General features: G+C 73.9%; 19 protein-coding genes and 1 tRNA gene. 13 read left to right on the top strand and 7 right to left on the bottom strand.

Features of this window, described 5'->3' with window-relative positions; genetic code table 11:
• Nucleotides 1-18: 18 nt before the first annotated feature.
• The 6 genes from moaC to IE096_RS22495 all read left to right on the top strand — a co-directional run bounded on the left by moaC (nt 19) and on the right by IE096_RS22495 (nt 5,077).
• The gene (gene moaC, locus IE096_RS22520; protein WP_189454558.1) at nt 19-513 is read left to right on the top strand and encodes a cyclic pyranopterin monophosphate synthase MoaC; all 495 of its coding nucleotides are present in this window, start codon (nt 19-21) and stop codon (nt 511-513) included.
• Nucleotides 510-1,070 (top strand): MogA/MoaB family molybdenum cofactor biosynthesis protein, encoded by a 561-nt coding sequence (locus IE096_RS22515; RefSeq protein ID WP_189454556.1) that lies wholly within the window; start codon nt 510-512, stop codon nt 1,068-1,070. The genes moaC and IE096_RS22515 overlap by 4 nt, the downstream gene beginning before the upstream one ends.
• On the top strand, nt 1,067-1,717 hold the full coding sequence (locus tag IE096_RS22510) for a GNAT family N-acetyltransferase (RefSeq protein ID WP_189454553.1): 651 nt from the start codon (nt 1,067-1,069) through the stop codon (nt 1,715-1,717). The genes IE096_RS22515 and IE096_RS22510 overlap by 4 nt, the downstream gene beginning before the upstream one ends.
• Nucleotides 1,718-1,863: 146 nt before the next feature.
• A complete protein-coding gene (sepX, locus tag IE096_RS22505) occupies nt 1,864-2,967 on the top strand; it encodes a divisome protein SepX/GlpR (RefSeq protein ID WP_189454551.1) in 1,104 nt (367 codons plus the stop codon).
• A 93-nt stretch (nt 2,968-3,060) separates the two neighbouring features.
• Nucleotides 3,061-3,134, top strand: a tRNA-Ala gene (locus tag IE096_RS22500).
• A 323-nt stretch (nt 3,135-3,457) separates the two neighbouring features.
• Nucleotides 3,458-5,077 (top strand): FAD-binding oxidoreductase, encoded by a 1,620-nt coding sequence (locus tag IE096_RS22495; protein WP_189454549.1) that lies wholly within the window; start codon nt 3,458-3,460, stop codon nt 5,075-5,077.
• Nucleotides 5,078-5,145: 68 nt separating this feature from the next.
• Here the strand turns inward: IE096_RS22495 and IE096_RS22490 are convergent, their stop codons facing one another.
• The 4 genes from IE096_RS22490 to IE096_RS22475 form a co-directional block, all read right to left on the bottom strand.
• Entirely contained in the window at nt 5,146-5,913 is a 768-nt protein-coding gene (locus IE096_RS22490; RefSeq protein ID WP_189454547.1) for an SDR family oxidoreductase, read from the bottom strand.
• A gap of 63 nt (nt 5,914-5,976) precedes the next feature.
• Nucleotides 5,977-6,810 (bottom strand): alpha/beta fold hydrolase, encoded by an 834-nt coding sequence (locus IE096_RS22485; protein ID WP_229820510.1) that lies wholly within the window; start codon nt 6,808-6,810, stop codon nt 5,977-5,979.
• A 62-nt stretch (nt 6,811-6,872) separates the two neighbouring features.
• Nucleotides 6,873-8,225, bottom strand: a complete 1,353-nt coding sequence (locus tag IE096_RS22480; RefSeq protein WP_189454543.1) for an FAD-dependent oxidoreductase — start codon at nt 8,223-8,225, stop codon at nt 6,873-6,875.
• A 94-nt stretch (nt 8,226-8,319) separates the two neighbouring features.
• A complete protein-coding gene (locus tag IE096_RS22475; RefSeq protein ID WP_189454541.1) occupies nt 8,320-9,924 on the bottom strand; it encodes an MFS transporter in 1,605 nt (534 codons plus the stop codon).
• Nucleotides 9,925-10,159: 235 nt separating this feature from the next.
• Between IE096_RS22475 and IE096_RS22470 the strand changes: the two genes are divergently transcribed.
• Nucleotides 10,160-13,438 (top strand): AfsR/SARP family transcriptional regulator, encoded by a 3,279-nt coding sequence (locus IE096_RS22470; RefSeq protein ID WP_189454540.1) that lies wholly within the window; start codon nt 10,160-10,162, stop codon nt 13,436-13,438.
• Between the two features lie 276 nt (nt 13,439-13,714).
• A complete protein-coding gene (locus IE096_RS22465) occupies nt 13,715-15,178 on the top strand; it encodes a hypothetical protein (protein ID WP_229820508.1) in 1,464 nt (487 codons plus the stop codon).
• Between the two features lie 149 nt (nt 15,179-15,327).
• Here IE096_RS22465 and IE096_RS22460 read toward each other — a convergent pair whose 3' ends face one another.
• The gene (locus IE096_RS22460; RefSeq protein ID WP_189454535.1) at nt 15,328-17,505 is read right to left on the bottom strand and encodes an alpha-N-acetylglucosaminidase; all 2,178 of its coding nucleotides are present in this window, start codon (nt 17,503-17,505) and stop codon (nt 15,328-15,330) included.
• Between the two features lie 331 nt (nt 17,506-17,836).
• Here IE096_RS22460 and IE096_RS22455 point away from each other — a divergent pair, with 331 nt between their 5' ends.
• Genes IE096_RS22455 through IE096_RS22445 form a run of 3 tightly spaced genes read left to right on the top strand, consistent with a single transcriptional unit; the run spans nt 17,837 to nt 20,162 of the window.
• The gene (locus IE096_RS22455; protein ID WP_189454533.1) at nt 17,837-18,319 is read left to right on the top strand and encodes a hypothetical protein; all 483 of its coding nucleotides are present in this window, start codon (nt 17,837-17,839) and stop codon (nt 18,317-18,319) included.
• Between the two features lie 39 nt (nt 18,320-18,358).
• On the top strand, nt 18,359-19,624 hold the full coding sequence (locus IE096_RS22450; RefSeq protein ID WP_189454531.1) for a HAMP domain-containing sensor histidine kinase: 1,266 nt from the start codon (nt 18,359-18,361) through the stop codon (nt 19,622-19,624).
• Nucleotides 19,625-19,661: 37 nt separating this feature from the next.
• The gene (locus IE096_RS22445; protein WP_189454530.1) at nt 19,662-20,162 is read left to right on the top strand and encodes a DUF1269 domain-containing protein; all 501 of its coding nucleotides are present in this window, start codon (nt 19,662-19,664) and stop codon (nt 20,160-20,162) included.
• 167 nt (nt 20,163-20,329) lie between these two features.
• Here IE096_RS22445 and IE096_RS22440 read toward each other — a convergent pair whose 3' ends face one another.
• The gene (locus tag IE096_RS22440; protein ID WP_189454528.1) at nt 20,330-20,830 is read right to left on the bottom strand and encodes a GNAT family N-acetyltransferase; all 501 of its coding nucleotides are present in this window, start codon (nt 20,828-20,830) and stop codon (nt 20,330-20,332) included.
• A 66-nt stretch (nt 20,831-20,896) separates the two neighbouring features.
• On the opposite strand from IE096_RS22440, the gene IE096_RS22435 reads away from it, so the two are divergent.
• The gene (locus IE096_RS22435) at nt 20,897-21,691 is read left to right on the top strand and encodes an exodeoxyribonuclease III (RefSeq protein ID WP_189454525.1); all 795 of its coding nucleotides are present in this window, start codon (nt 20,897-20,899) and stop codon (nt 21,689-21,691) included.
• A 144-nt stretch (nt 21,692-21,835) separates the two neighbouring features.
• Entirely contained in the window at nt 21,836-22,507 is a 672-nt protein-coding gene (locus tag IE096_RS22430; protein ID WP_189454523.1) for a hypothetical protein, read from the top strand.
• A 562-nt stretch (nt 22,508-23,069) separates the two neighbouring features.
• Here the strand turns inward: IE096_RS22430 and IE096_RS22425 are convergent.
• Nucleotides 23,070-23,780 (bottom strand): MerR family transcriptional regulator, encoded by a 711-nt coding sequence (locus IE096_RS22425; protein ID WP_189454521.1) that lies wholly within the window; start codon nt 23,778-23,780, stop codon nt 23,070-23,072.
• Nucleotides 23,781-23,827: the final 47 nt, after the last annotated feature.

Here is a 23,827-nt window from a genome sequence, read left to right as displayed (position 1 = left end):
GACCGGACCGGGAGAACGATGAGCAGCGGCCAGGAGCACCTCACCCATCTCGACGCCACGGGCGCGGCCCGCATGGTCGACGTCTCGGCCAAGGAGGTCACGGCGCGCGCCGCCCGGGCCAGTGGCCGGGTGCTGGTCTCGCCGCGCGTCGTGGCACTGCTGCGCGGCGAGGGGCTGCCCAAGGGCGACGCCCTCGCCACCGCCAGGATCGCCGGGATCATGGGCGCCAAGCGGACGCCCGAGCTGATCCCCCTCTGCCACCCGCTCGCCCTCTCCGGGGTCACGGTCGACCTGACGGTCACCGACGAGGCCGTCGAGATCCTCGCCACCGTGCGGACCACGGACCGGACGGGGGTGGAGATGGAGGCGCTCACCGCCGTGACCACGGCCGCCCTGACGGTCGTCGACATGGTCAAGGCCGTCGACAAGGCCGCGGTGATCACCGACATCCGGGTGGAGGAGAAGACGGGCGGCAAGTCCGGCCCGTACGTCCGTCAGGAGGCCGGCGCGTGACGGCGCCCGCGAAGCAGCGGTACCGGGCCCTCGTGGTCACCGCCTCCAACCGGGCCTCGGCGGGCGTGTACGAGGACCGGGGCGGGCCCCTCCTCGTGGCCGGGCTGGAAGCCATGGGCTTCGCCGTCGACGGGCCCTCGGTCGTACCCGACGGCGAGCCCGTCGAGCGGGCCCTGCGCGCGGGCGTCGCCGCCGGGTACGACGCCGTCGTCACCACCGGCGGCACCGGGATCTCCCCCACCGACCGCACCCCCGAGGCCACCCGCCGCGTCCTGGACTACGAGGTCCCCGGCATCCCCGAGGCCATCCGGGCCGAGGGCCTGGCCAAGGTGCCCACGGCCGCGCTCTCCCGGGGCCTGGCCGGGGTGGCCGGACGGACGCTGATCGTCAACCTCCCCGGGTCGACGGGCGGCGTACGCGACGGGCTGGCCGTCCTGGAGCGGCTCCTCCGGCACGCGGTGGACCAGCTCCACGGCGGCGACCACCCCGGTGGTGACGGGACCGGCGGCGACCACCCCGGTGGTGACCACCCGAGAGACCCCGCGGCCGCCCTATGAACATCTGGCCGGTCGAGCTGGCGGACGGCGATGTCGCCCTGCGCCCCATAAAGCTGCGCGACCAGCGCGCCTGGCGCGAGGTCAACCGGCGCAACCGCGACTGGCTGCGCCCCTGGGAGGCCACCGTGCCCCCGCCGCCGCCCGGCGGGCCCGTCGCCCAGCGCCCCACCTACCGGCAGATGGTCCGCCATCTGAAGGCCGAGGCGCACGCCGGGCGGATGCTGCCGTTCGTGATCGAGTACCGGGGCCAGCTCGTCGGCCAGCTGACCGTGGCCGGGATCACCTGGGGCTCGATGTGCTCGGCCCACATCGGCTACTGGGTGGACGAGGCCGTCGCCGGCCGGGGCGTGATGCCCACGGCCGTGGCGCTGGTGGTCGACCACTGCTTCGGCGCGGTCGGGCTGCACCGCGTGGAGGTGTGCATCCGGCCGGAGAATCTGCCCAGCCGCCGGGTGGTGGAGAAACTGGGATTCCGCGAGGAGGGCCTGCGCCCCCGCTATCTCCACATCGACGGCGCCTGGCGCGACCACCTGGTCTACGCGCTGACCGCCGAGGAGGTCCCCGAGGGGCTGCTCACCCGCTGGCACCGCTCCCGGCCGAGGGGCGGGACGGGCGCGGGGACCGGACTCTCCCCGGAAATAAAATAAACGTTCGAATTGACCGGTCAATTGACGGTATTCGTAGGGTTCCGATCTCAACAATCACAAAAAAAGTTCGAGATATCAGCCGGATCGTGCGACACACCGCGCCAATTGGCGGAATCATCTGCGCACACCCCTCTACCGTGTGAAGGGTGAGCAGCAGCGGCCTGATCTACGCAGTCATCGTCGGGGCCTGGGCCGCCTACTTGGTGCCGATGTGGCTCCGTAGGCAGGACGAGCTCAATGAAGCCCGTCCGACGGAACGCTTCAGCACGGCCATCCGGTTGCTGTCCGGACGGGCGGGCATGGAGCGCCGTTACGCCAAGGACCTGGAGGGGCGTGCCCCCGCCGAGGCGGCGGCCCCCGGGGAAGCCGGGGAGCCGGAGCCCCGGGCGTCCGAACCGGACGCGGCGACCGAAATGGTCGACGTCCGGTCCTTCGGCGCGCCCGCGTCCGGGCGGCCGGACGCCGCGCAGGCGCCCCCGGCGGCGCCCGCGGCACCGTCGGCCCCTTCCTCGCCGTCCCCGTCGCCTTCGGCCGGGGCCGCCCCGGCCGGCGCGCTGACGGCGGCCGAGCGGGCCCGGCGCTCCAAGGTGCTGGCCCGCCGTCGCCGGACCACGGTGCTGCTCTTCCTCGCCTTCACCCTGGGCGCGGTCGTCGCGGGCGTCGGCGGTCTGGAGCTGCTGTGGGTGCCGGGCGTCCCGGCCGTGCTGCTGAGCGCGTACATCTGCTACCTGCGCGTCCACGAGCGCCGTCGCTTCGCCTTCACCATGGACCAGCGTCGCGCCGAACTGGCCGCCCAGCGCCTCCGCGAGGGCCGCGCGCGCTCCCACGCCGCGCCCCCCGAGGACGGCTCCGCCGACACTGACACCGTTGTCCACCACGCGGCGCCCCCGGCGGCGGGCGGCGCGGCCGCCGCGCGCAGCGCGGGCCGGCGCGCCCTGGTGGAGCAGACCGACCACGCCGAGTGGGTCGACCAGCAGCGCGACCGGGACCCGGGCGAGGGCTGGGAGCCCGTGCCCGTCCCGCTGCCCACGTACGTCTCCGCGCCGGTGGCCCCCCGGGCGACCGGCGCCGGCCCGGCGGACACCTGGAGCTCGGCGCGCTCCAGCACCGCCGAGCCGGCCGAGGACCGCCGGCCGCCCGCCGAGGACCGCCGCCCGGCCCGTCCCCGCCGCCCCCGGCGCGAGCGCGGGCACACCCCGCTGTTCGACCAGTACGCCGACGACGACCGCCCCCGCGCCGCCAACGAGTGACGCCGGCGGGCCGCCCCCTCGCTGACCAGCGGAGGCGAGGGGAGCGGATTTCCGAACAGCGCGGTGGGGGTGCTAGAGTTTCACTCGTTGCAAGGGCCTGTGGCGCAGTCCGGTAGCGCACCTCGTTCGCATCGAGGGGGTCAGGGGTTCAAATCCCCTCAGGTCCACAACAGAAGGTTCCCGAACCGGAATGGGGGCCGACGGGAAACCCCGTTCGATCGTCAGATCGGGCGGGGTTTTCTGCGTTGTCCGGCGGATGCCGTCGCATCCCCGTGGCGAGGACCTCGCGGGAGACGCGGGTCACATTCGTCGCCCCTCAATCCCCGAGCACATGCCCTGACTTCGGCGTCTTCGTGCATCCTGGTCAAAGTAACCGAAGGCGGACCTTCCGGTGACTCGGCATAGATCACCTGATGCCGGTGCATCCCCTACATTCCCTGCAGATCATGTGTTTTCCACTTTCTCAGGGAACTGATGGAGGTATACGGCCATGACAGGTGTGTCCCGTAGGCGATTCGTCCAGGGCGCGGCCGTGACGGGTGGGGCGGCGGCGGTGGGGCCCGTGTGGGGCCAGACGGTCGCCGAGGCCGTGCGCATACCCGGCGGCGGTGTCGCGGAGAGCGCGGCGCTGAGTGTGACGAAGGCGGATCCGCGCTATCCGAGCCTGGTCTCGGGGGTCAATCTGCGCTGGGTGGGGACCCCCGACGCCGTGCGGGTGGTGGGGTCCGCCGACCAGGTGGTCCAGGTGGTGCAGGAGGCGGTGGACAAGGGCCAGCCGGTCGCCGTGCGCAGCGGCGGGCACTGCTACGAGGACTTCGTGACCCGGCCCGAAGTACGCGTGGTCATCGACATGTCGGGCATGTCGGGGGTGACGTTCGACCGGGACCGGCGGGCGTTCGCCGTGGAGCCGGGGGCGACGCTGGGCACCGTGTACCGGGCGCTGTTCAAGGGGTGGGGCGTGACCCTGCCCGGTGGCACCTGCCCCACGGTGGGCGCGGGCGGGCACGTGGCGGGTGGCGGCTACGGTCCGCTGGGGCGGCTGCACGGGCTGATCGTCGACCATCTCTACGCGGTCGAGGTCGTCGTGGTGGACGCGGCCGGCAAGGCGAGGAAGGTGGTGGCCACCCGGGAGCCGGACGATCCCAACCGCGATCTGTGGTGGGCCCATACGGGGGCCGGTGGCGGCAACTTCGGTGTCATCACCTGCTACTGGTTCCGCTCGCCCGGCGCGACCGGCACCGAGCCCTCGGCCCTGCTGCCCAAGCCGCCCGCCGAGCTGCTGGTCTCCGAGGTCTCCTGGTCGTGGGAGGGGATGACGGAGGCGGCGTTCACCCGCCTGCTGAAGAACTTCAGCCAGTGGCACGAGAAGAACTCGGCGCCGGGCACCCCGTACGCGGCGCTGTTCAGCCATCTGACGCCGCAGCACCGCTCGGCCGGGTCGTTCGCGATGAACACCCAGATCGACGCCTCCGTCCCGGACGCGGACAAGCTGCTCGACGGCTTCCTGGCCGCGGTCAACGAGGGCACCGGGCTGACGTACCGGGTCGGCGACCGCAAGCGGGTGCCGTGGCTGTACGCCGTGACGCAGTGGGCCGGCTGGGTGGGCGGGACCACGGCCCGCTGGAAGGCCAAGTCGGCGTACCTGCGCAAGACGTTCCCCGACGCGCAGGTCAAGGCGTTCTACAAGCACCTGACGCGCACCGACTACGACAACCCGGGCGGCCTGGTCGTCCTGTCCAGCTACGGCGGCCGCATCAACCAGGTGGCCGCGGGCGACACCGCCGTCGCGCAGCGGGACTCGATCGTCAAGCTGCTCTACGTGAGCCTGTGGAACGAGGCGTCGGAGGACGCCAAGCACCTCGCCTGGATCCGCGAGTTCTACCGGGACGTTTACGCGGCGACGGGCGGTGTGCCGCGGCCGGGCGGGGTGGACGACGGCGCGTTCATCAACTACGTGGACGCCGACATGGCCGACCCGGCGATCAACGACTCGGGCGTGCCGTGGCACCAGCTGTACTTCAAGGACAACTACAGCCGGCTGCAGGCGGTCAAGGCCAAGTGGGACCCGAAGAATCTCTTCACCCACTCCATGGCGATCCGCAAGCCCTGACGCACGGCCCGTAGGGGCGCCCGTGAACACGGGCGCCCCTACGGGGGTGGGATCCGGCGAGGGACGGCTCACATGCCGATCCCGCAGCCGCCGGTGGCGTCGATGATCTGGCCGGTGATCCAGCCCGCCTCGGCGGAGGAGAGGAAGGCGACGATCCCGGAGACGTCGCCCGTCTGGCCGATGCGGTCGAAGACCGAGAAGCCGGCGATGACCTTCCGGGTCTCCGGGTCGGCCAGGTAGGGGGCGAGGTCGGTCTCGATGATGCCCGGGGTCACCGCGTTGACGGTGATGTTCCGGGAGCCGAGGGCCTGGGCCAGGGTGAGCGTGAGGGTGTTCAGGGCGCCCTTGGCCGCCGCGTAGGCCGTCATGGGCGGGTAGGCGACGCGGGTGACGCCGGAGGAGATGTTGACGATCCGGCCACCGTCCCGCAGCCGCTCCAGGCCGAGCTTGGTGATGAAGAACGGCGCCTTGGCGTTCACCGCGAAGACCCGGTCGTAGCCCTCCTCGTCGACGTCGGCGATGCCGCCCTCGACGAGGATCCCCGCGTTGTTGACCAGGATGTCCAGGCCCGGCCGGTCGGAGAACTCCCCGACGCGCTCGTCGAAGGCCGCCCACAGGGCCTCGGCGTCGCCGGGCTCGCCGAGGACCGCGCCGAGCGGGAACGCCCGGCCGCCGGCCTCCTCGATGGCGGCCACGGTCTCCTTGGCGGCGGCCTCGTTCGAGCCGTAGTGGACGGCGACGAGCGCTCCGTCCGCCGCCAGGCGTTCGGCGACGGCGCGCCCGATGCCCCGGCTGGCTCCGGTCACCAGTGCCGTCTTGCCGCTGAGCCCACTCATGTTTGTTTCTCTCTTCCGTCGTTCGTTCGGTACGGGGGGGGTGTGGTGCGTGCGGGGGCCGGGTCAGGCGACGTCGTGCTCCTGCACCAGGCGGACGATCTCGTCGGCGACCGTCTCCGGTACTTCCTCGGGCTGCCAGTGCGAGGCGTCCCGCAGTGTCACCAGCCGGTAGGGGCCGGTGACGTGGTCGGCGGTCCGCTCGGCGGCGAGGGTGCTGACGGACGGGTCGGCCTCGCTCCAGATGAACGTGGTGGGCACGGGGACGTCGCCCATGGGGGTGCTGTCGTCGAAGAGGGTGCCCACGCGGTACCAGTTGAGGGCCGCGTCGAGGGTGCCGGGCCGGGTGTGGAGGGCCATGTACCGGTCGATCTGCTCGTCGGTGAGCACCGTGTCGACCACGTGGTACCACTTGCGCAGTTCCACCGCGCCGTCCGCCAGCATCGCCTCCGCGCGGCCCGGCGCGGTGAGGAAGTCCACGTACTCCGAACTCTTCTTCTGCTCCGGGTCGTTGCGGAAGGCGTGCTGGTAGGCGTCGAGGTGGGGGAAGGCCACGGCGGTCAGGGTGCGGACGCGGCCGGGGTGGCGGGCGGCCAGGTGCCAGGCGACGATGGCGCCCCAGTCGTGGCCGACGACGTGGGCCGACTCCAGGCCCAGCGCGTCGAGGACGCCGAGGGCGTCCCCGGCGATCTTCGGCAGGGTGTAGTCGGCCACGTCGGCGGGGCGGGCGCCGGCCGAGTAGCCGCGCTGGTCGAAGGCGATGGTGCGCAGTCCGGCGGCGTTGAGCAGCGGTACGACGTCCAGCCAGGACTTCCGGCTCTGTGGGAAGCCGTGGAGGAGCAGGACCGGCCGGCCGTCCTCGGGGCCGCTCACATCGGCGTCGAATACCAGGTCGTTCACGGTGATCCGCATGGTTCTGCCTGTCTGGTGGGAAGGACGGTGTGACAAGGGGGAGGACGCGGCTAGCTGCCGGCTTGCCCGTCGTGGCGGTCGAGCGCCGCCATGAGGGCGGGTGCCAGCAGGGCGTCCGGCCCGTCGACGAGGCCGATGACGCGGGTGAGCGCCTCGGAGACCTCCTCGTCGTGGACGGCGGCGGCCTGGACGCGGGCCAGGTGGGCGTGGCCCGCAAGGACCTCCGGGGTGCGCTCGCCCTCCACGCCGGGGAAGGCGAGGTCCCCGCCGATGGACATGGCCCAGGGGCCGTCGATGGCGTCGGCGGCCAGGCGCTTGAAGTAGCCGAGGGGGTCGGGCAGCCCGCCGGATTCCGCCAGGTGGTCGCGCAGCGCCAGGGCCGACAGGGCCGAGACGGTCATGCCCTGGGCGTAGGAGGGGTTGAAGCTGCACACGGCGTCGCCCATGACCAGCAGGCCCTCGGGGAAGCGCGGCAGACGCTCGTAGTGGCGGCGGAGGTTGGCCGGGAAGCGGTAGGCGACCAGCTCGTCGAGCGGCTCGGCGGCCAGGAGCGCGGCGTGGACGCCGGGCACGTCCAGGGACTCGACGAAGGCGAGGAAGCCCTCGGGGTCGGTGGGCGGCTGGTCGCCGAGGATGCCGTAGGCGGTGACGACGCTGCGGTCGCCGTCGACCTTGCTGACGATCAGTCCGCGCGGCAGCGAGGGCGACGCGACGGAGTTGACGGCCATGTCGTCCCCGTAGAAGTCGGGGCCGATCCGGTAGTGGCGGGTGGTGTAGCCGAGGCCGATGCGGTGCTTGGCCTCCTCGACGCGGGGGTAGCCCAGCTCCTCCAGCCAGGCCGGGGTGCGCGAGCCGCGGCCGGTGGTGTCGACGATCAGGTCGGCCTCCAGCAGCTCCTCCGTGCTGCCGGGCGCCTGCCGGAGCACCCACACGCCGGTGACGCGGCCGCGATCGGGCGACGCCTGCAGGCGCAGGATGTCGCACTCCTCCAGGAAGGTGACGGCGGGCAGGGCCCGTACCCGCTCGCGGACGTGCCGCTCCAGGAACGGCCTGCGGGAGGTGAGGGCGACGAGCCCGGACCGGTTGGGCCGCAGCCGCTCGCCGTTCATGTACCAGCGCACGTCGTGGCCGACATCGCCCCGGGCCGCGCCGTCCTCGGCCAGCTCGTCGGTCAGCCCCGGGAAGAGGCCCTCCAGGATCTGCTGGCCGCGGGAGAGCAGCCCGTGGACGTGGCGGCCCTGGGGCACCCCGCGCCGGGGCTCCTTCACACCGGTCAGCCGGTCGCGGTCGACGACCAGCACCTCTCCGTACGACTCGGACAGGACACGGGCGGCGAAGAGGCCCGCGATGCTCCCGCCGAGCACGACGGCCCGTCCTTGGGTGGTTCCCGGTTGTGCGTTCATGGCGTGCACCTCTCTCGGTTCGACGCAGGGCCCGGTGGCCGGAACGCGTCCGGCCGGGCTCGGTACGTGGGGGGAGCGCTAGTGCGGGGCGGCCTCAGTGCGTGGGGGCGGCCGCGGTCGGCGAGCCGGCGTCGGCCGGCGCGCTCTCCGCCTCGGGTTCGGCGGCGGAGATCGGGGGGATGTGACGCAGCAGGGCGAAGACGATGACGGCGGTCAGCAGGGCGAAGCCGCCGCTGACCAGGGCAGCGGTGTGGAAGCCGTGGGTGAAGGCGGAGTGGGCCGCCTTCAGCAGGCCGCTCGCCAGGGTGTCCGGCAGGCCCTCGGCAGCCGCCGCGGCACCGCCGATGGTGTCGCGGGCGGCGTCGGCCGCCGCGTCGGGCACGCCCGCCGGGGCCCGGTCCGCCACGTCGCCGCGGTAGACGGCCACCGCGATGCTGCCGGTGACGGCGATGCCCATGGCGAGGCCGATCTCATAGGCGGTCTGACCGGTCGCGGCGGCCGAGCCGGCCTTCTCGGGCGGGGCCGAGCCGACTGCGAGCGCCGTGCCCAGCACGCTGATCGGCGCGACGCCGAACATGACGACGGACAGCGACACCGACGCGAGGACGACCCCGGAGTCGTCGCCGGCGACCTGGGCGGTCATCCAGCAGCCGACGGCGGCGATCAGCGTGCCCACGATCAGCACGTAGGCGGGCCGCACCCGGCGGGCCAGGACGGGGGTCAGCTGGGAGCCGAGGACCAGCCCGGCGGCGCCGGGCAGCAGCCACAGGCCCGCCTCCAGCGGCGACCTGCCCGCGATGAACTGCAGGTACTGGGGGACGAGCACCTCGACGCCGTTCAGGGCCGTCATGCCCAGCAGCAGCGTCAGCAGGGCGCCGGTGAAGGCCCGGCCGGAGAACAGCCGCAGGTCCAGCAGGGGGGTCTCCAGGCCGCGCTGCCGGCGGACGAACAGCACGGTGAAGACCACGCCGATCAGCAGGGACACCCCGACCTGGGCGCCCAGGCCGTACTCGGCGAACTTCTTGACCGCGTAGACGAGCGGCAGGATGCCCAGCAGGAACAGCACCACGCTGGCCAGGTCCAGCCGGCCCGGCTCGGGGGCGCGGTACTCGGGCAGCAGCACCGGTGCCGTCACCAGCGCCAGCAGCATGACCGGCACGCCGATGAGGAAGACCGAGCCCCACCACCAGGCGGCCAGCAGCACGCCGCCGATCACCGGGCCGATGGCCAGGCCCACGGACAGGGCGGTGACCCACATGGCGATGGCCGTGGCCCGCTGACGCGGGTCGGCGAACATGTGGTTGATCAGCGACAGGGTGGAGGGCAGCACCGCGGCGCCGGCGACGCCCAGCACCGCGCGGGCCACGATCATCATCGCGGGAGTGGTGGCGTAGGCGGCGACCAGGGAGGCGACGACGAAGCCGACCGCGCCGATCATCAGCAGTCTGCGGCGACCGATCCGGTCCCCCAGGTTGCCCATGATCACCATGGTTCCGGCCGTGAGGAACCCGTAGATGTCGGTGATCCACAGCAGTTCGCTGCTGGACGGCTGGATGTCGGCGGTCAGATAGGGCGTCGCCAGCCACAGCACGCCCAGGTCCACGGTCATCAGCGCGGTGGGCAGCAGAAGGATGGCCAGGCCGAACCACTGCCGTGGTCCGGCCCGCAGGGTGGATGCGGATGCGGCGTTCGAGGACATGGGGCCACCGTGCGGCCCGGTCCTTCGGGCCGGCTTCCGGTCCGCTTCCGGTCCCGCCGGAGGCGCTGGAAGGGACTTCGGGGCGGGCGCGACGCGGAGCACCGCAGTCCGCTCGGCGGCCGCTCGAGACGGGATCGAGAGCCGGTCGCTGGAGGGACGGAGTCTGCCCGAGAGTGAGGTGACCCGCAGTCAAATCCCTTTAAAACCCGCAGGTGACCTCACCTATCGTGAAGGAATGCGTTTTGGAGTGCTGGGGTCGCTGGAAGTGTGGACCGCCGACGGCCGGCCGGTCCGGGTCCCCGAGCTGAAGGTGCGCGCGCTGCTGGCCGACCTGATCAGCCACGAGGGCCGGGCGGTGTCCGCCGACCGCCTGATCGAGGACCTGTGGGGCGACGCCCTGCCCCGCAACCCCACCGGAGCGCTGCAGGCGAAGGTCTCGCAGCTGCGCAGGGCGCTGGAGGACGCCGAGCCGGGCGCGCGCGCCCTGATCGCCTCCCGGCCCCCGGGGTACGCGCTGGACACCGAGGCGGTGGACGCCCGCCGGTTCACCGAGCTCACCGAGCGCGCCCGCGCCGCCACCGGGCCGCGCGAACGGGCCGCCCTGCTGGGCGAGGCCCTGACCCTGTGGCGGGGCGACGCCTACGCGGACTTCGCCGACGAGGAGTTCGCCCGGGCCGCCGTCGCCCGCCTGGAGGAGGAACGCCTGCTGGCCCTGGAGGAGCAGGCCCGGGCCCGGCTCGCCCTGGGCGAACACCACGCGCTGGCCGGCGAACTGGCCGACCTGGTCGCCGCCCACCCGCTGCGCGAGGGCCTGCGCGCCGTCCAGTTACGGGCCCTCTACCAGTCGGGACGGCAGAGCGAGGCCCTGGCCGGCTACGGCGAGCTGCGCACCCGGCTGGCGGAGGACCTCGGACTCGACCCCTCCCCGGAACTGGCCGCCCTCCACCGGGCCATCCTCGCCCAGGACCCGGCCCTCGACCCGGCGGCCGCCCCCGCCGCCCGCCCCCGCACCAACCTGCCCGCCCCCATCACCGAGCTGATCGGCCGCGAGGGGGCCACCGAGGAGATACGGTCCCGGCTGGCCGCCTCCCGGCTGGTGACCCTCACCGGCTCCGGCGGGGTCGGCAAGACCCGGCTCGCCCTGGAGACCGCCGACCGGCTCGCCCCCGCCTACCCCGACGGGGTCTGGCTCGTCGAACTCGCCGCCCTGGAGGCCCACCACGGCCGCCCGGCCGCCGCCGACCCCCTCACCGCCGACGCCCTCACCGACGCCGTCCTGACCGTGCTGGGCATCCGGGAGGACGGCGCCCCCGGCATCCTCACCGGGGGCAACGCCGTCACCCCCCTCGACCGGCTGACCGACGCGCTGCGCACCAAGCAGCTCCTGCTCGTCCTGGACAACTGCGAGCACGTCGTCGAACAGGCCGCCCACCTCGTCGAGACGCTGCTGCGCGGCGCCCCGGGCCTCCACGTCCTGGCCACCAGCCAGGAGCCCCTCGCCCTGGCCGGGGAGGCCGTGTGGGCGGTCCCGCCGCTCCCGCTGCCCCACCCCGGCGCCGGCACCGCTCCCGAACGGCTGGAACGGTGCGGCGCGGTACGGCTGTTCGTGACGCGGACCGCCGCGGCCGTCCCGGGCTTCGTCCTCGACGAGGACAACGCCGCGGCCGTCGCGGCGATCTGCCGCCGGCTCGACGGCATCCCGCTCGCCCTCGAACTCGCCGCCATCCGCGTCCGCAGCCTCGGCGTCCACACCCTCCTCACCCGCCTCGACGACCGCTTCCGGCTGCTGACCGCGGGCCACCGCGGCGCCCCGCCCCGCCAGCAGACCCTCCGCGCCATGATCGACTGGAGTTGGGAGCTGCTCACGGGACCGGAGCGGGCCGTGCTGCGCCGCCTCGGCGCGCACGCCGAGGGGTGCGGCCTCGAAGCCGCCGAGGCGGTGTGCGCGGGCGGGTGCGTGACCTCCGAGGAGGTCCTGGAGGTCCTGGCCCGCCTGGTCGACCGGTCCCTGGTCATCGTGGTGGCCGGGCCGGACGGCCCCCGCTACCGGCTGCTGGAGTCGGTGGCCGCCTACTGCGTGGAGCGGCTGCACGAGGCCGGCGAGTACGACGCCGTCCGCCGCCGCCACCAGCGCCACTACACCGAGCTGGCCGAGCGCGCCGAGCCCCGGCTGCGCGGCGACGGCCAGCAGCGCTGGCTGGAGCGCCTCGACGCGGAGACCGCCAATCTGCGCACCGCCCTGGAGACGGGCGGCGACGGCGAGCTCGCCCTCCGCCTGGCCAACGCCCTGACCTGGTACTGGATCCTGCGCGGCCGGCACGCCGAGGCCCGGCGCTCCCTGGAGCGGGCGCTCACGGCCGTCGCCGGGCGGGAGCCCTCGCCCGCCTCCGTGCGGGCCCGTGCCTGGCACACGGGCCTCACCGTCCTCGACGGCGGGGGCACCGGCCGGGACGCGCGGGTGCGCGAGGCCCTCGCCGGCTACGACGGGCTGGCGGACCCCCGGGGCCGGGCCGAGGCCGAGTGGTTCCTGGGCCACGCGCTGTGCGGCATCGGGGACCTGGCCGCCAGCGAGGAGCTCGTCAACCGCGCCCTGCGCGGCTTCCGCGCCCTGGGCGACCGCTGGGGCATGGCGGCGGCGCTCAGCGACCGGGCCGTGCTGCGGCTGCTGCGCGGCGACCTCGCGGGCGTCGAGCGCGACGGGGAGCGCAGCGCGACGCTGTTCCGGGAGCTCGGCGACCGCTGGGGCCAGCTGAGGGCCGTCCCCGCCCTCACCACCCGGGCCGAGGTCTTCGGCGATTACGAGCGGGCCACCCGGCTGCTGTGCGACGGGCTGCGGATGGCCGAGCGGCTGGGCATGTGGACGGAGGCGGCGGACCTGCTGTCGGGGCTCGGCAGGATCGCGTTGCTGACCGGCGACCACGACCGGGCGCGGGACTTCCACGAGCGGTCCGGGCGGCTCGCCGCCGAGCAGGGCTTCCGGATCGGCGAGGTCAACGCGGAGGTGGGGCTCGGCCTGGGGGCGCGCCGGGAGGGGGAGCTCGACATCGCCGAGGCGCACATGCGCAACGTCCTGCAGTGGCACCGCAGGGTGGGCCTGGAGGGTGCGAACGCCCTGATCCTGGCCGAGCTCGGCTTCGTCGCCGAGCAGCGGGGCGAGGCGCGCGAGGCGCTCGCGCTGCAGCTGGAGGGCTTCGAGGTGGCCCGTGCGACGGGCGATCCCCGCGCGGTGGCCCTCGCGCTGGAGGGGCTCGCCGGGGCGCGGGCCCTGGCGGGCCGGCACGACGAGGCCGCCCGGCTGTTGGGCGCGGCCGCCGAGGCCCGGGCGCAGGTGGGGGCGCCGCTGCCGCCCGCCGAGCGCGGTGACGTCGACCGGATCTCGGCGGCGGTGCGCGAGGCGCTGGGGGAGGAGGGATTCCTGACGGAGTGCGCGCTGGGGGCCGGGCTGTGGCCGGACGGGTACATCGCCCTGGTCAAAGGGTGGATGGGCGGGTCAAGTTGGTCCGTCGATGATTGAACGGACGACTTATTAAACCTTGTTGAGAAAAGTGTGACCCAGATCATGTTTCCAGCGGTAGGGAAACGGTTCTTCTGGGTGTGTGGCGCATGGCACGATCTTGCGGATCGCTACTTGCCGGTAATCCCGGCGCGGGTGGCGATCGCAGCCCTTCCTGATGCCGTGTGATGCGGCCCGGCCGCGTATCCCGCCGGGTCGCCCCCACCTCACGCTCCCGAGGACTTGAATTTGCGTAAGTCTGTTAGATACGCCGCCGTTTTAACTTCTCTGACCGCTGTGTCCCTATTTTCCACGGGTTGTTCGGCGGGTAGCTCCTCCTCGGCGGCCAAGGGCTCGGACGCCGAGCCGGTCGCCGCGACGTCGAACGCCCTCGCGCCGCAGCTCGCGGTCGCCGCCGCCCCCGCCGGGGCGGGCGCGCCGAGCGCGGTGGCCCACCCCGGTGGCGGGTCGGACGGCGCCCCGGCGCCCAAGGCGGCCAAGTCGGCGCTGAAGGTCGCCTCGTTCGACCAGCGCAGCGGCCGGGCCGTGATCGCGGGACCCACGGGCAGTGGCGCGGCGAAGAAGCCGAAGGGCATCGCGCCGCAGCCCTCGAAGTCCGGGCAGCCGCCGCAGTCGGCCCCGGGTGCCCAGGGCGCCCAGCCGGGCGGGGCCGAGGCGAACAGCGTGGCCGTCGGCGACGTCATCGCCAGCGCCCCCGCGCCGGGCGCGCCCTCCGGCCTGCTGGCCAAGGTGACCAAGGTGCTGGGCACGACCGACAAGGGCACCGAGGTCAACACGGCCCCGGCCACCCTCGACGCGCTGCTCGGCGACTCCGAGGCCAAGGGCTCGGTGCCCGTCGACCCGTCGTCCGTGAAGGTCGTACCGCTCCTGCCGGGCGTGAAGGCGTCCTGGACGAAGCCGGACGGCATCCACGTGGGCCCGCAGGGCGCCAAGGTGCCGCTGGGCAACCTGCGGCTGGACGTCGGCGCGTCCATCCCCACGCCTCCGGGCTCCCCGGTCAAGGCCGAGGCGTCCGCCGCGGGCTACGTCCAGCTCGCCCCCGAGGTCGACTTCTCCTACAACGGCAAGGGCGTCGGCTCCACCGGCGGCCCGGGCACCGCGTCGCTGGCCCTGTCCGGCGACTGGTCCTCCGCGTGGGAGCTCAAGGGCCAGGCGGTGGCCACCACCGCCGACAAGCCCGTCAAGCTGCCCTTCGCGAAGCTCCACGCCGACCCGGTGATCCAGGTCGGCCCGGTGCCGGTCGTCGTCAACCTCGACCTCACCTGCTACCTCCAGGTCGACGCCGAAGGAAAGATCTCCGTCGACGTCAAGCAGGAGCTGAAGGGCGACTTCAAGGTCGGCGGCTCCTACTCCTGGGGCAAGGGCTGGACGCCCATCAGCAGCTCGCAGATGAACGCCACGCCGGTCACGGCCACGGCCAGCGCGGCGGGCAAGGTCAAGGCCACGCTCGGCACCGAGGCGTCCGTCGGCCTCTACGGCGCGGTCGGCGTCAGCGCCAACCTCGCGCCCTACCTGCGGGCCGAGGCGGAGGGCACTGCCACCGCCTCGTCCAACGGGTCGGCCTCCGCCAGCGGCAAGTGGGCCGCGTACGGCGGCGTTGATCTGACGGGTGCGCTGCAGGCGCAGCTGAAGATCTTCGGTACGCCGCTGTTCGAGCGGCGGATTCCGGTCGACATCCTGCACCGGGAGTGGAAGCTCGCGGGCGGGGAGGGGACCGTCAGCACGCCGAAGAAGCGGTAGCGCGCGGAGCGCGTTTTCCGGTTCCGGGGACCCCTGTCGGCTTGCTGCCGGTGGGGGTTCCCTTGTGTTTGGGGCCCCGGTCCCGCCCTTTCGCCGTTTCCTGGGGCTCCGCCCCAGACCCCGCGCCTCAAACGCCGGCGGGGCTGGAATCACAGCCGTGACGCCACCGTCCTCGCGATGCGGACGATGTCGCCCGTCGGGCGGGTGCGGGTCTCCGTCGGGTTGTGGGTCCAGCGGTCCTCCAGGGCGAACCAGTCCACGGGGTTCGGGGCGCGGTCCTCGTCGAGGGCCGTTTCCAGTTCCGTGAAGTACGTCTGCCAGCGCAGCCGGTAGAGGCCGCCGACCAGGCCGGCCCACTCGCGGTTGGCGTAGTCGTGGAGCTTGCCGGTGTCCGCCGCGTGGCGGGGGCCCCAGACGGTGAGCAGGGTGAGGGCGTCGGCCTGGAGGCGGTCGCGCTCGGCGTCGGAGGAGCCCCAGGCGCGGGCGGCGGACAGCCAGCGGCCCAGCAGGTGGCGGTCGTCCGTGGCGACGATCCGCTCCAGCAGGTCCATCCAGTCCAGCCACTGCCGGGTGAGGTCGCCGAAGCGGTCGCGGTCGCCCTCGTCGTAGGCGGCCTTGACGCGCGGCAGCAGCAGCCTGCCGCGGTTGGCGACGCACTGGCGGGCGACGTCCACGAGGTCGGCCCGGTACGCGGAGCTCGCGCGCAGGGGCGGGGCCACGGACAGCAGGGCCGGCAGGGCCGCCTCGAACTCGGCGGCGTCGTAGCGCAGCTGCCGCGGCGACCAGCTCGCGGCGTGGTCGATCGCCAGGTCGGGGCGGGCGCCGAAGAGACCGTCGGCCTGCTCGCTCCAGCTGTCGGCGCGGGTGGTGCCGTAGGCGGTGCGGCGCAGGGCGTCCCAGGCGCGGGCGGCGCCCGCGTCGGCGGCTCCGTAGCGGGTGACGGCCCACTGCCCGAACCACGTCCGGAGATCGACCGGCCCGGAGGTCCAGGCCAGGTCGGAGAAGAGGGCGACGGCGGCCGGGTCGTTGTCGGCGGCCTCCGGCATCACGGCGATGCCGCGCAGGGCGCTGCCCGGCTTGGTGCGCCACCGCTCGTAGAGCGAGACCCACTCGGGGGCGTTGGCGCCCAGCGCCGTGTGGCCGCCGAAGTTCCAGATGGTGCCGAAGGCGTAGGGCGTGCCGCCCCAGTCCCGCTCCCGGTCGGTGATCTTCGGGAAGCGGTCGGGGATGCCGTCGAGGACGAGCATCCTGGAGCGGTCGACGGCGTCGACGATCTCCCGCCGGGGATTGTGCTGCCAGCCGAGGATGGCCCAGACGGCGTCCGGGTGGGCCGTGCGCAGGGCCTTCTCCACCGCCTTGGCGGCCGCGCCGACGGGGACGTCGCCGGGGGAGCCGCCCTCGTGCAGCAGGTCCATCTTGTACATGGTCGTCGCCCCGTACATCTCCTGCTGCACCCGGTAGAAGGTGCGGGCGACGGCGGCGAAGTGGGGGGTGCGGGGGTCGAGCCAGTCGGGGCGGTCGAAGCCGCACCAGCCGCCCTGCGGAATGGTCCGGGCGCCCTTGTTGCGCTCCGCGTAGCCGGGCGGGACGGTGCCGAAGTAGCCGGGCAGCACCGGGGTCATGCCCAGCTCGCGCAGCCGGCGCACGATCTTCCGCGCCAGGGCGGCGCGGCGGTCGAGGAGCTCCGGGGAGACGGGCCCGCCGAAGGAGGCCATGTTCTGCATCAGCCACCACGGCTGGTGGGCGGGGCCGGGAACCCACGCGCGGACTTCCGCGTCGCTGTAACCGTGTTCGATGAACGTTCGGTGGTACACGGCGTCGGCGCCGGCGTAGACGAGGACCTCGTTGAAGCCGTGCAGGGCCAGGACGTCGAGCTCGCGCTCCCAGTAGTCCCAGTCGTGGTACGGGCCGGTGTAGCCGTCGTTGGTGTCGTTGAACACGAACCGGTGGGCGACGTTGGCCGTGGCGGCGACCGGTTCGCCGACGGCGGGGAGCCGGGCCGGGAGGAGGGCGGTCTGCTCGCCGCGCCAGGAGACGTGGGCGTTCGCGACGCGCCGGAGGTAGTGGTGGAAACCGGTCAGCTGGACGGCCGGCGTGGTGCCCTCGACGGTGATCCGGCCCGCCGTGCCGGATACCCGGAAGACGTCGTGGCCGTTCCGGCGGGGCACGGTGCGGAAGGTGACCTGGTCGTGGTGGCGCGGCAGCAGCCGGGCCAGCGCGGAGGCGGCGGCCCCGGCCGGGGCCGCCCCGGCGGAGGGCACCCCCACCGTGCCGAGTGCGGCGGTCCCGGCGAGCGCGCCGAGGATCGTACGACGGGCGATGGGCATGAGTGACCTCCACCGTGGCGCCGCGGCCTGCCGGCCGGCGACCGGCTACGGGCCGGCTCCCGGCCGTCGGCTGACGACTGGCTGGACTGGACCACTTGAGCGCGGAGATCCTATGAGTCCCCGTCGGGAATCGGTCAAGGGCACGGGCGTCGAACCAGCCACACCGGTTACATTTGGCACGAATGGCCCCGCGGGCCTCGGGCGACCTGCTAACGGCGGGGGCGCCCGGGGGTGTGGTGGCCGTCCGGTCCGTCCTGCGCGTCCCGCTCGTCCAGTCCGGTCCTGTCCCGACGGCGTGAGGAAGTCAGTGCGACCTGTGCGACGACGACCTGTGCGACGACGACCTGTGTGCCCCCTTCGTACGACGCCCGGCGCCACCGCTCTCGCCGCCGGGCTGCTGGGCGTCCTGCTCTGCGCCTGCTCCGAACCCGGCGGGCTTCGGGACGCGGGCCCCGCCCGGCCCTCCACCAGCCCCCTAACCGGCCCGGTCTACGTGGTCGAGGGCCCCGGTAAACCCTCGCTGCGCCGTCCGGCGTCCTTCGAGGCCGGGGAGTCCGTACGGCTCACCGGGCTGCGGTGGCAGTCCTGGGGCGGCCCGGCCGCCGAGGCGACCGGGGAGGCGTCGGGGGGCTGGTGCCTGCCGGCCTGCCGGGCCAGGAGCTACCCGGCGAAGGTCACCTTCACCGGCCTGGTGCGGAAGGATCGTTCCGCCTACTACGGGCGGGCCGTGGTCGTCGTCGACGGGCTCCCGCCCGGGCAGCACAACGAGCTGCGCGACCTGCGGCTCTTCGTCCCCCAGCAGGCGCCGCGCTGAGCGCGCGGAGCCTGCCCCCAGCCGAGGAGACTTCAGTCGATGGGTCTGCGTACGAAGATCGGTGTGGCCATCACGGCCACGGCCGCGGTCGTCTCCGTCCTCATCGGCCTCGTCGTGCACCACCGCACCGCCCGGGGCCAGCTGGAGACCGCGCGCGAGTCCCTCGACCAGCGGGTCGTGTCCGCCGCCGAGGACCACGCGGCGGGCTTCGACCGCCCCCGGGTGATCCTCAACCCCCACCGGCTGCCCGAGCCGCTGCGGCGCGCCGTCGACCGGGGCCGCCGCGCCACCTACCTGGACCGCTCCGGGCCCGAGCCGACGCTGTGGGCCGCGACGCGCGTGGGCGACGACGTCGTCGTCCTCAAACACCCCTACACCCGGCAGATCCGCAATCTGGAGGAGCTCGACGAGGTCCTGTGGCTGGCGGGCGGCATCGGCACCGCCCTCGCCGGGGTCGTCGGGGTGGCCCTGGCGACGGTCGCGGGGCGCCGGCTCAACGCCTCCGCGCGGACGGCCGAGCGGATCGCCGACGGCGACCTCACCGCCCGGCTGCGGCCCCGGGGCGGCAAGGACGAGCTCGCCCGGCTGATCCACGCCGTCAACACCATGGCCGACGCGCTCGCCGCCCGCCTCCAGGCCGAGCGCGAGGTCACCGCCAACATCGCCCACGAACTGCGCACGCCCGTCGCGGGCCTGGTCGCCGCGGCGGAGCTGCTGCCGCCGGGCCGGCCCGCCGAGCTCGTCCGGGAACGCTCGCACCGGGTGCGCACCCTGATGGAGGACGTCCTGGAGGTCGCCCGCCTCGACGCGGACGCCGAGCACGCCGAGACGGACGTACGGGCGCTGGGCGAGCTCACCCGGCGGGCGGTGCGGGCGGCGGCCTCGGGGGAGAAGGTCGAGGTGCGGGTGGTCCGCGACCGGCTGGTCGAGACCGACGCGCGCCGCGTCGAGCGGATCCTGGCGAACCTCGTCACGAACGCCTTCCGGCACGGCTCGGGGCAGGTCGTCGCCGAGGTCGACGACGGCGTCATACGCATATGCGACCGGGGCCCCGGCTTTCCCGAGCAGCTCCTCTCCCACGGCCCGCAGCGCTTCCGCACGGGCTCGCGGGCCGGCCTCGGCCTGGGGCTGACGATCGCGGTCGGCCAGGCGCGGGTGCTCGGCGCCCGGCTCTCCTTCACCAACCCGCCGGGCGGGGGAGCGGAGGCGGTGCTCGACCTGAGCGACGCGATACGGGACGTGGACGCGGAGGTGGACGCGGCCGCGTCCACCTCCGCGTCCGCTCCGCCGGACGACGGCGACTGACGTGCGGGGTGCGGCGGCAGGCTGAAGAGTGGATGCCGTGAACGACAACGTCCTCTTCCTGAACGTCACCGGCCCCGCCAAGGGGCACAAGGCGCTGGACGCCCTGCGCCGCGTCCACTCCGACGGGGAGATCACCCTGCGCGAGGGCGCCGTGATCGCCCGGGACGCGGAGGGCGCCCTCGACTTCCCCGACGCCGTCGACAACACCGGCACGGCCACCGCCTTCGCCATGGGCGGGCTGCTCGGCGGACTGCTGGGCATCCTCGGCGGCCCGCTCGGCGTCCTGGTCGGCTTCGGCGCGGGCGGCCTGATCGGCGGCGTCCACGACGCCCGCGAGGCCACGGCGTCGAACGCGGCCCTGGAGATGCTGGCGGCGGAGGTGCCGCCGGGCAGCACGGTCCTGATGGCCGAGGTCCGCGAGGACGACCCGGGCCCGGTCGACCGGGCCCTCACCCCCTTCGGCGAGGTCCGCCGCTACCCGGCGGAACGCGTCCGCGCGGAAGTGGAAGCGGCGATCTCCACCGGGCACGGCGGCTGACCCCGGCCTTGCCCCCCCGGCGGCCTGGGCTCCGCCCCTGGGCCTCGTGCCCGCTCGCGTGTGAGCCCCGGCGGGGTCGGGACCAGGCGTCGCCCCGGCGGGCAGCCGGGCCCTGGCCGACTGCCGGGCCGGGCCCGCGCGGTCGCGCCCCGCGTCCCCCCGAAGCCCTAGCGGCAGCGCAACGGTTTGGTGAAGCAGCGGCTGCTGTCGTACTCGCGGTAGTAGCCGAACTTCCGCCCCGCCGGTACCGGCTCGTAGCCGCTGGAGACGTAGAGGGACATGGCCTCCGGCTGCTTGTCGCCCGTTTCCAGGACCATGCGGGCGCGGCCCGCCTCGCGGGCGTCGGTCTCCAGGAGGGCGAGGATGCGCCGGGCCAGGCCCAGACCCCGGGCCCGGGGTATGACGAACATCCGCTTCAGCTCGGCGTCCCCGTCCGCGTACCCCACGCCGCCCTCGGAGTCGCGCTCCATCGCGCGCCAGCCGCCCGTGGCGACCGGCTCGCCGTCCGTGTCGTACGCGATGAGATACAGGCCACGCGGCGGGGCGAAGTGCGCCGGGTCCAGCGGGGTGTCGTCCCCGCCCCCGTACCGCTCGACGTACTCCAATTGCACCTGGTCATTGAGCTTTACGGCGTCCGGGTGGTCGTAGGCGACCGGCACGATCTCCATGCGGCGATGGTACGTGCGCGCCGCCGCCCGGCGGCACCGGGTTTCGGGAGTCGGTATCGTGCCCGGATGCTCACCGTTACCACCGCAAATGTGAACGGACTGCGCGCCGCCGCCAAGAAGGGCTTCGTCGAGTGGCTCGCGCAGACCGAAGCCGACGTCGTGTGCCTCCAGGAGGTCCGCGCCGAGCCCCACCAGCTCCCGGACGAGGTCCGCGACCCCGAGGGCTGGCACGTCGTCCACGCCCCGGCCGCGGCCAAGGGCCGCGCGGGCGTCTCCCTCTACTCGCGGCGCGAGCCGGACGCGACGCGCGTCGGCTTCGGCTCGGCGGAGTTCGACGGCAGCGGCCGGTACGTGGAGATCGATCTTCCCGGTGTGACCGTGGCCAGCCTCTACCTGCCCTCGGGCGAGGTGGGCACGGAGCGGCAGGACGAGAAGGAACGCTTCATGGCGGAGTTCCTGCCCTACCTCGTGGGCCTCAAGGCCCGCGCGGCGGCGGACGGCCGCGAGGTGCTGGTCTGCGGCGACTGGAACATCGCCCACACCGAGGCCGACCTCAAGAACTGGAAGGCCAACCGCAAGAGCGCCGGCTTCCTCCCGGAGGAGCGCGAGTGGCTCGGCAAGGTCTTCGAGGAGTACGTGGACGTCGTCCGCGCCCTCCACCCCGGCGTGGAGGGCCCGTACTCGTGGTGGTCGTACCGCGGCCGCGCCTTCGACAACGACTCCGGCTGGCGCATCGACTACCAGGTCGCGACGCCGGGCCTGGCCGGGCGGGCGGTGAAGGCGGTCGTCGAGCGGGCCGCGAGCCACGATCTGCGCTGGTCGGACCACGCGCCGGTGACGGCCGTCTACGAGGCGCGGTAGTCCTCCGGGCGGACGGGCGGATCACCCCGTGGCGGAGGGGGCGCGGGCGGGTTCCGCCCGGGGACGGATGGGCCGCGGCGGGCGCTGCTGAACGATGAGTGCGGCAGCAACCGCAGCTTCACCGTCCTCCTCGGGAGAAACGCCATGGCACTCGCACCGTCCGTCCGCCTTTCCGCTCGCTCGCGCAAAGTCGCCGCGCTGGGCGTCGCGTTGGCCGCCACGGTCACCCTCGGCGGCGCCGCCGCCGGGAACGCGGTGGCGGCGCCCGACGCCGCGCCGCCGCGCGCGAGCGTGACCGGGTCGGCGACCTTCGGGCTTCCGTACTGGCCGGACAAGGACGTCCGCTCCTTCACCTTCGACGCCCACGCCAAGCCCTACAGCCGGCCGCTGGCCGGGCTGCCCAGCGGCCTGCCGACGGACGCGGAGGGGACGGTCAAGGTCTCGCACTACGTCGCCGCGCTGGGGAAGACGATGACGGCCGAGGGCAGGGTCGACTGCCTCGTCACCGGGCCGGGCGTCGCGTCCCTCACGGCGGTGATGACCAAGGTCAGCCCGGACGGCCCGCAGGACTGGCTGGGCAAGCGCCTCGGCTTCAGCGTCCTGGACGGCGGCAAGGAGAAGGCCGGGCAGAAGTCCAAGGACCGGGTGGGCTTCTCCTGGGCGGTGGTGAACGTCCTGCGCGACGGCGACAAGGGCGCGAAGGAGCCGGTCGCCTCGGACGTCGGCACCTGCATGGCCCCGGCGCCGTACGCCCCGGTCACCAAGGGCGGCTACACCGTCCGGCACGCGGAGCTCCCGCTGGTCCCGAAGGGGTAGTCCGGGCTGGAGTGCCGTGCGCGCGGGGGCTGGGGCTGGTATACAGGAGGCGAAGCACGGTGTCCGTTCGGGGCCTAATGGGCTTAGGCCTCGCCGGTCAGAGTGCTGGCTCCTGTTCCTCTCACAGGGAATAGGGACGCCCGCCACGGAACTGGCGCCGTGACGGGCGAGCCGAAAGAGTGGTCGTTCGAGGCCTAATGGGGTTAGGCCTCGCCGGTCACCCCTTGCCGATCATGAGCAAGATCAGCGTTGTGACGGTGACAAGCAGTTCCACCCACGGTGTAACTGCTTTCACCCACCGCTTCCCCTGCCCCCAGTCGATCGACGGCTTCGGCTTCCTATGACGGGACATACCCGGCGCCTTTCCTTCGAGAGGGAGGCTCGCCGACGGCGAGGCCCCATGAAGGAACCCCGGACACGGCACGGTATCGCCCGCGTCCGAGGCCCCTGGCTGGGGCCTCGAACGCAGCGAGCCGACCCTGGGAAAGGCCCGCGTTGAGCCGGTATGACTCGGCCCGTCACAACAGGGACTTTAGTGCCGCCATCCCCAACTGTTCGCCGATTAGCAGGGTTTGGGTGGGGCGCACGCGGGCGCATCCCCGGAGCCCGGAGCGCCGTGCGCGCCCGGCTCGCGCAACCGCCGGTCCATCGCCAGTGAGAACTCCGCGTCCACCACCGTCCGCGCCAGCGGGCGCAGGCGCGTCAACTCGGCCTCGTCCGCGACACCGTGCTCCCGCGCCAGGCGGGTGAACATCCCCGCCAGCGCGTCCGCGTGGGCGCGGACCTCGCGGGCCGTCGTGAGGACGGTGGAGAGGGGGATGCCCGCGCGGACGAGGGCCGTGGCGGCGTCCAGGAGGCGGCTGCTGATGTGGACGATCTCCTCGCCGTCCACGGCGAGATAGCCGATGTCGAGGGCGGCGGCCAGGTTCTTGGGGGTGGCCTCGCCCGCGAAGTGGTCGGCGAGCTCCTCCGGGGTCAGCCGGACCGTGGTCTCCTCCGACCAGGGGGTGCCCAGGAGTTCGCCCACGTCGCGGCCGCCCTCGAAGGCGGCGATCAGCTCGGCGATGCCGCCGAGCGTGTGCCCCCGGTCCAGCAGCGCGGCCACCGTGCGCAGCCGGGCCAGGTGGTGTTCGCCGTACCAGGCGATGCGGCCCTCGCGGCGCGGCGCCGGCAGGAGGCCGCGTTCGCGGTAGAAGCGCAGGGTGCGCACCGTGATGCCGGCCTCCGCGGCCAGCTCCGCCGTCCGGTACTCGCGCTTCCCGTCGTTCGCCACGCGGGAAGCGTACGCGCGACCGCCGGTAACTTCCTTGCCCCCGGCCC

The sequence above is a fragment of the Streptomyces abikoensis genome (assembly GCF_014648775.1).
GTDB classification, from domain to species: Bacteria; Actinomycetota; Actinomycetes; order Streptomycetales; family Streptomycetaceae; genus Streptomyces; species Streptomyces abikoensis.
This window is presented reverse-complemented; position numbering and strand designations above follow the sequence as displayed.

Excerpts from the sequence above, each read along its gene's own strand:
- IE096_RS22470 (WP_189454540.1), top strand. The coding sequence starts at position 10,160 with ATGCGTTTTGGAGTGCTGGGGTCGCTGGAAGTGTGGACCGCCGACGGC.
- IE096_RS22475 (WP_189454541.1), bottom strand. The coding sequence starts at position 9,924 with ATGTCCTCGAACGCCGCATCCGCATCCACCCTGCGGGCCGGACCACGG.
- moaC (WP_189454558.1), top strand. The coding sequence starts at position 19 with ATGAGCAGCGGCCAGGAGCACCTCACCCATCTCGACGCCACGGGCGCG.
- IE096_RS22490 (WP_189454547.1), bottom strand. The coding sequence starts at position 5,913 with ATGAGTGGGCTCAGCGGCAAGACGGCACTGGTGACCGGAGCCAGCCGG.
- IE096_RS22460 (WP_189454535.1), bottom strand. The coding sequence starts at position 17,505 with ATGCCCATCGCCCGTCGTACGATCCTCGGCGCGCTCGCCGGGACCGCC.
- IE096_RS22480 (WP_189454543.1), bottom strand. The coding sequence starts at position 8,225 with ATGAACGCACAACCGGGAACCACCCAAGGACGGGCCGTCGTGCTCGGC.
- IE096_RS22430 (WP_189454523.1), top strand. The coding sequence starts at position 21,836 with ATGGCACTCGCACCGTCCGTCCGCCTTTCCGCTCGCTCGCGCAAAGTC.
- IE096_RS22495 (WP_189454549.1), top strand. The coding sequence starts at position 3,458 with ATGACAGGTGTGTCCCGTAGGCGATTCGTCCAGGGCGCGGCCGTGACG.
- IE096_RS22510 (WP_189454553.1), top strand. The coding sequence starts at position 1,067 with ATGAACATCTGGCCGGTCGAGCTGGCGGACGGCGATGTCGCCCTGCGC.
- IE096_RS22435 (WP_189454525.1), top strand. The coding sequence starts at position 20,897 with ATGCTCACCGTTACCACCGCAAATGTGAACGGACTGCGCGCCGCCGCC.
- IE096_RS22440 (WP_189454528.1), bottom strand. The coding sequence starts at position 20,830 with ATGGAGATCGTGCCGGTCGCCTACGACCACCCGGACGCCGTAAAGCTC.
- IE096_RS22450 (WP_189454531.1), top strand. The coding sequence starts at position 18,359 with ATGGGTCTGCGTACGAAGATCGGTGTGGCCATCACGGCCACGGCCGCG.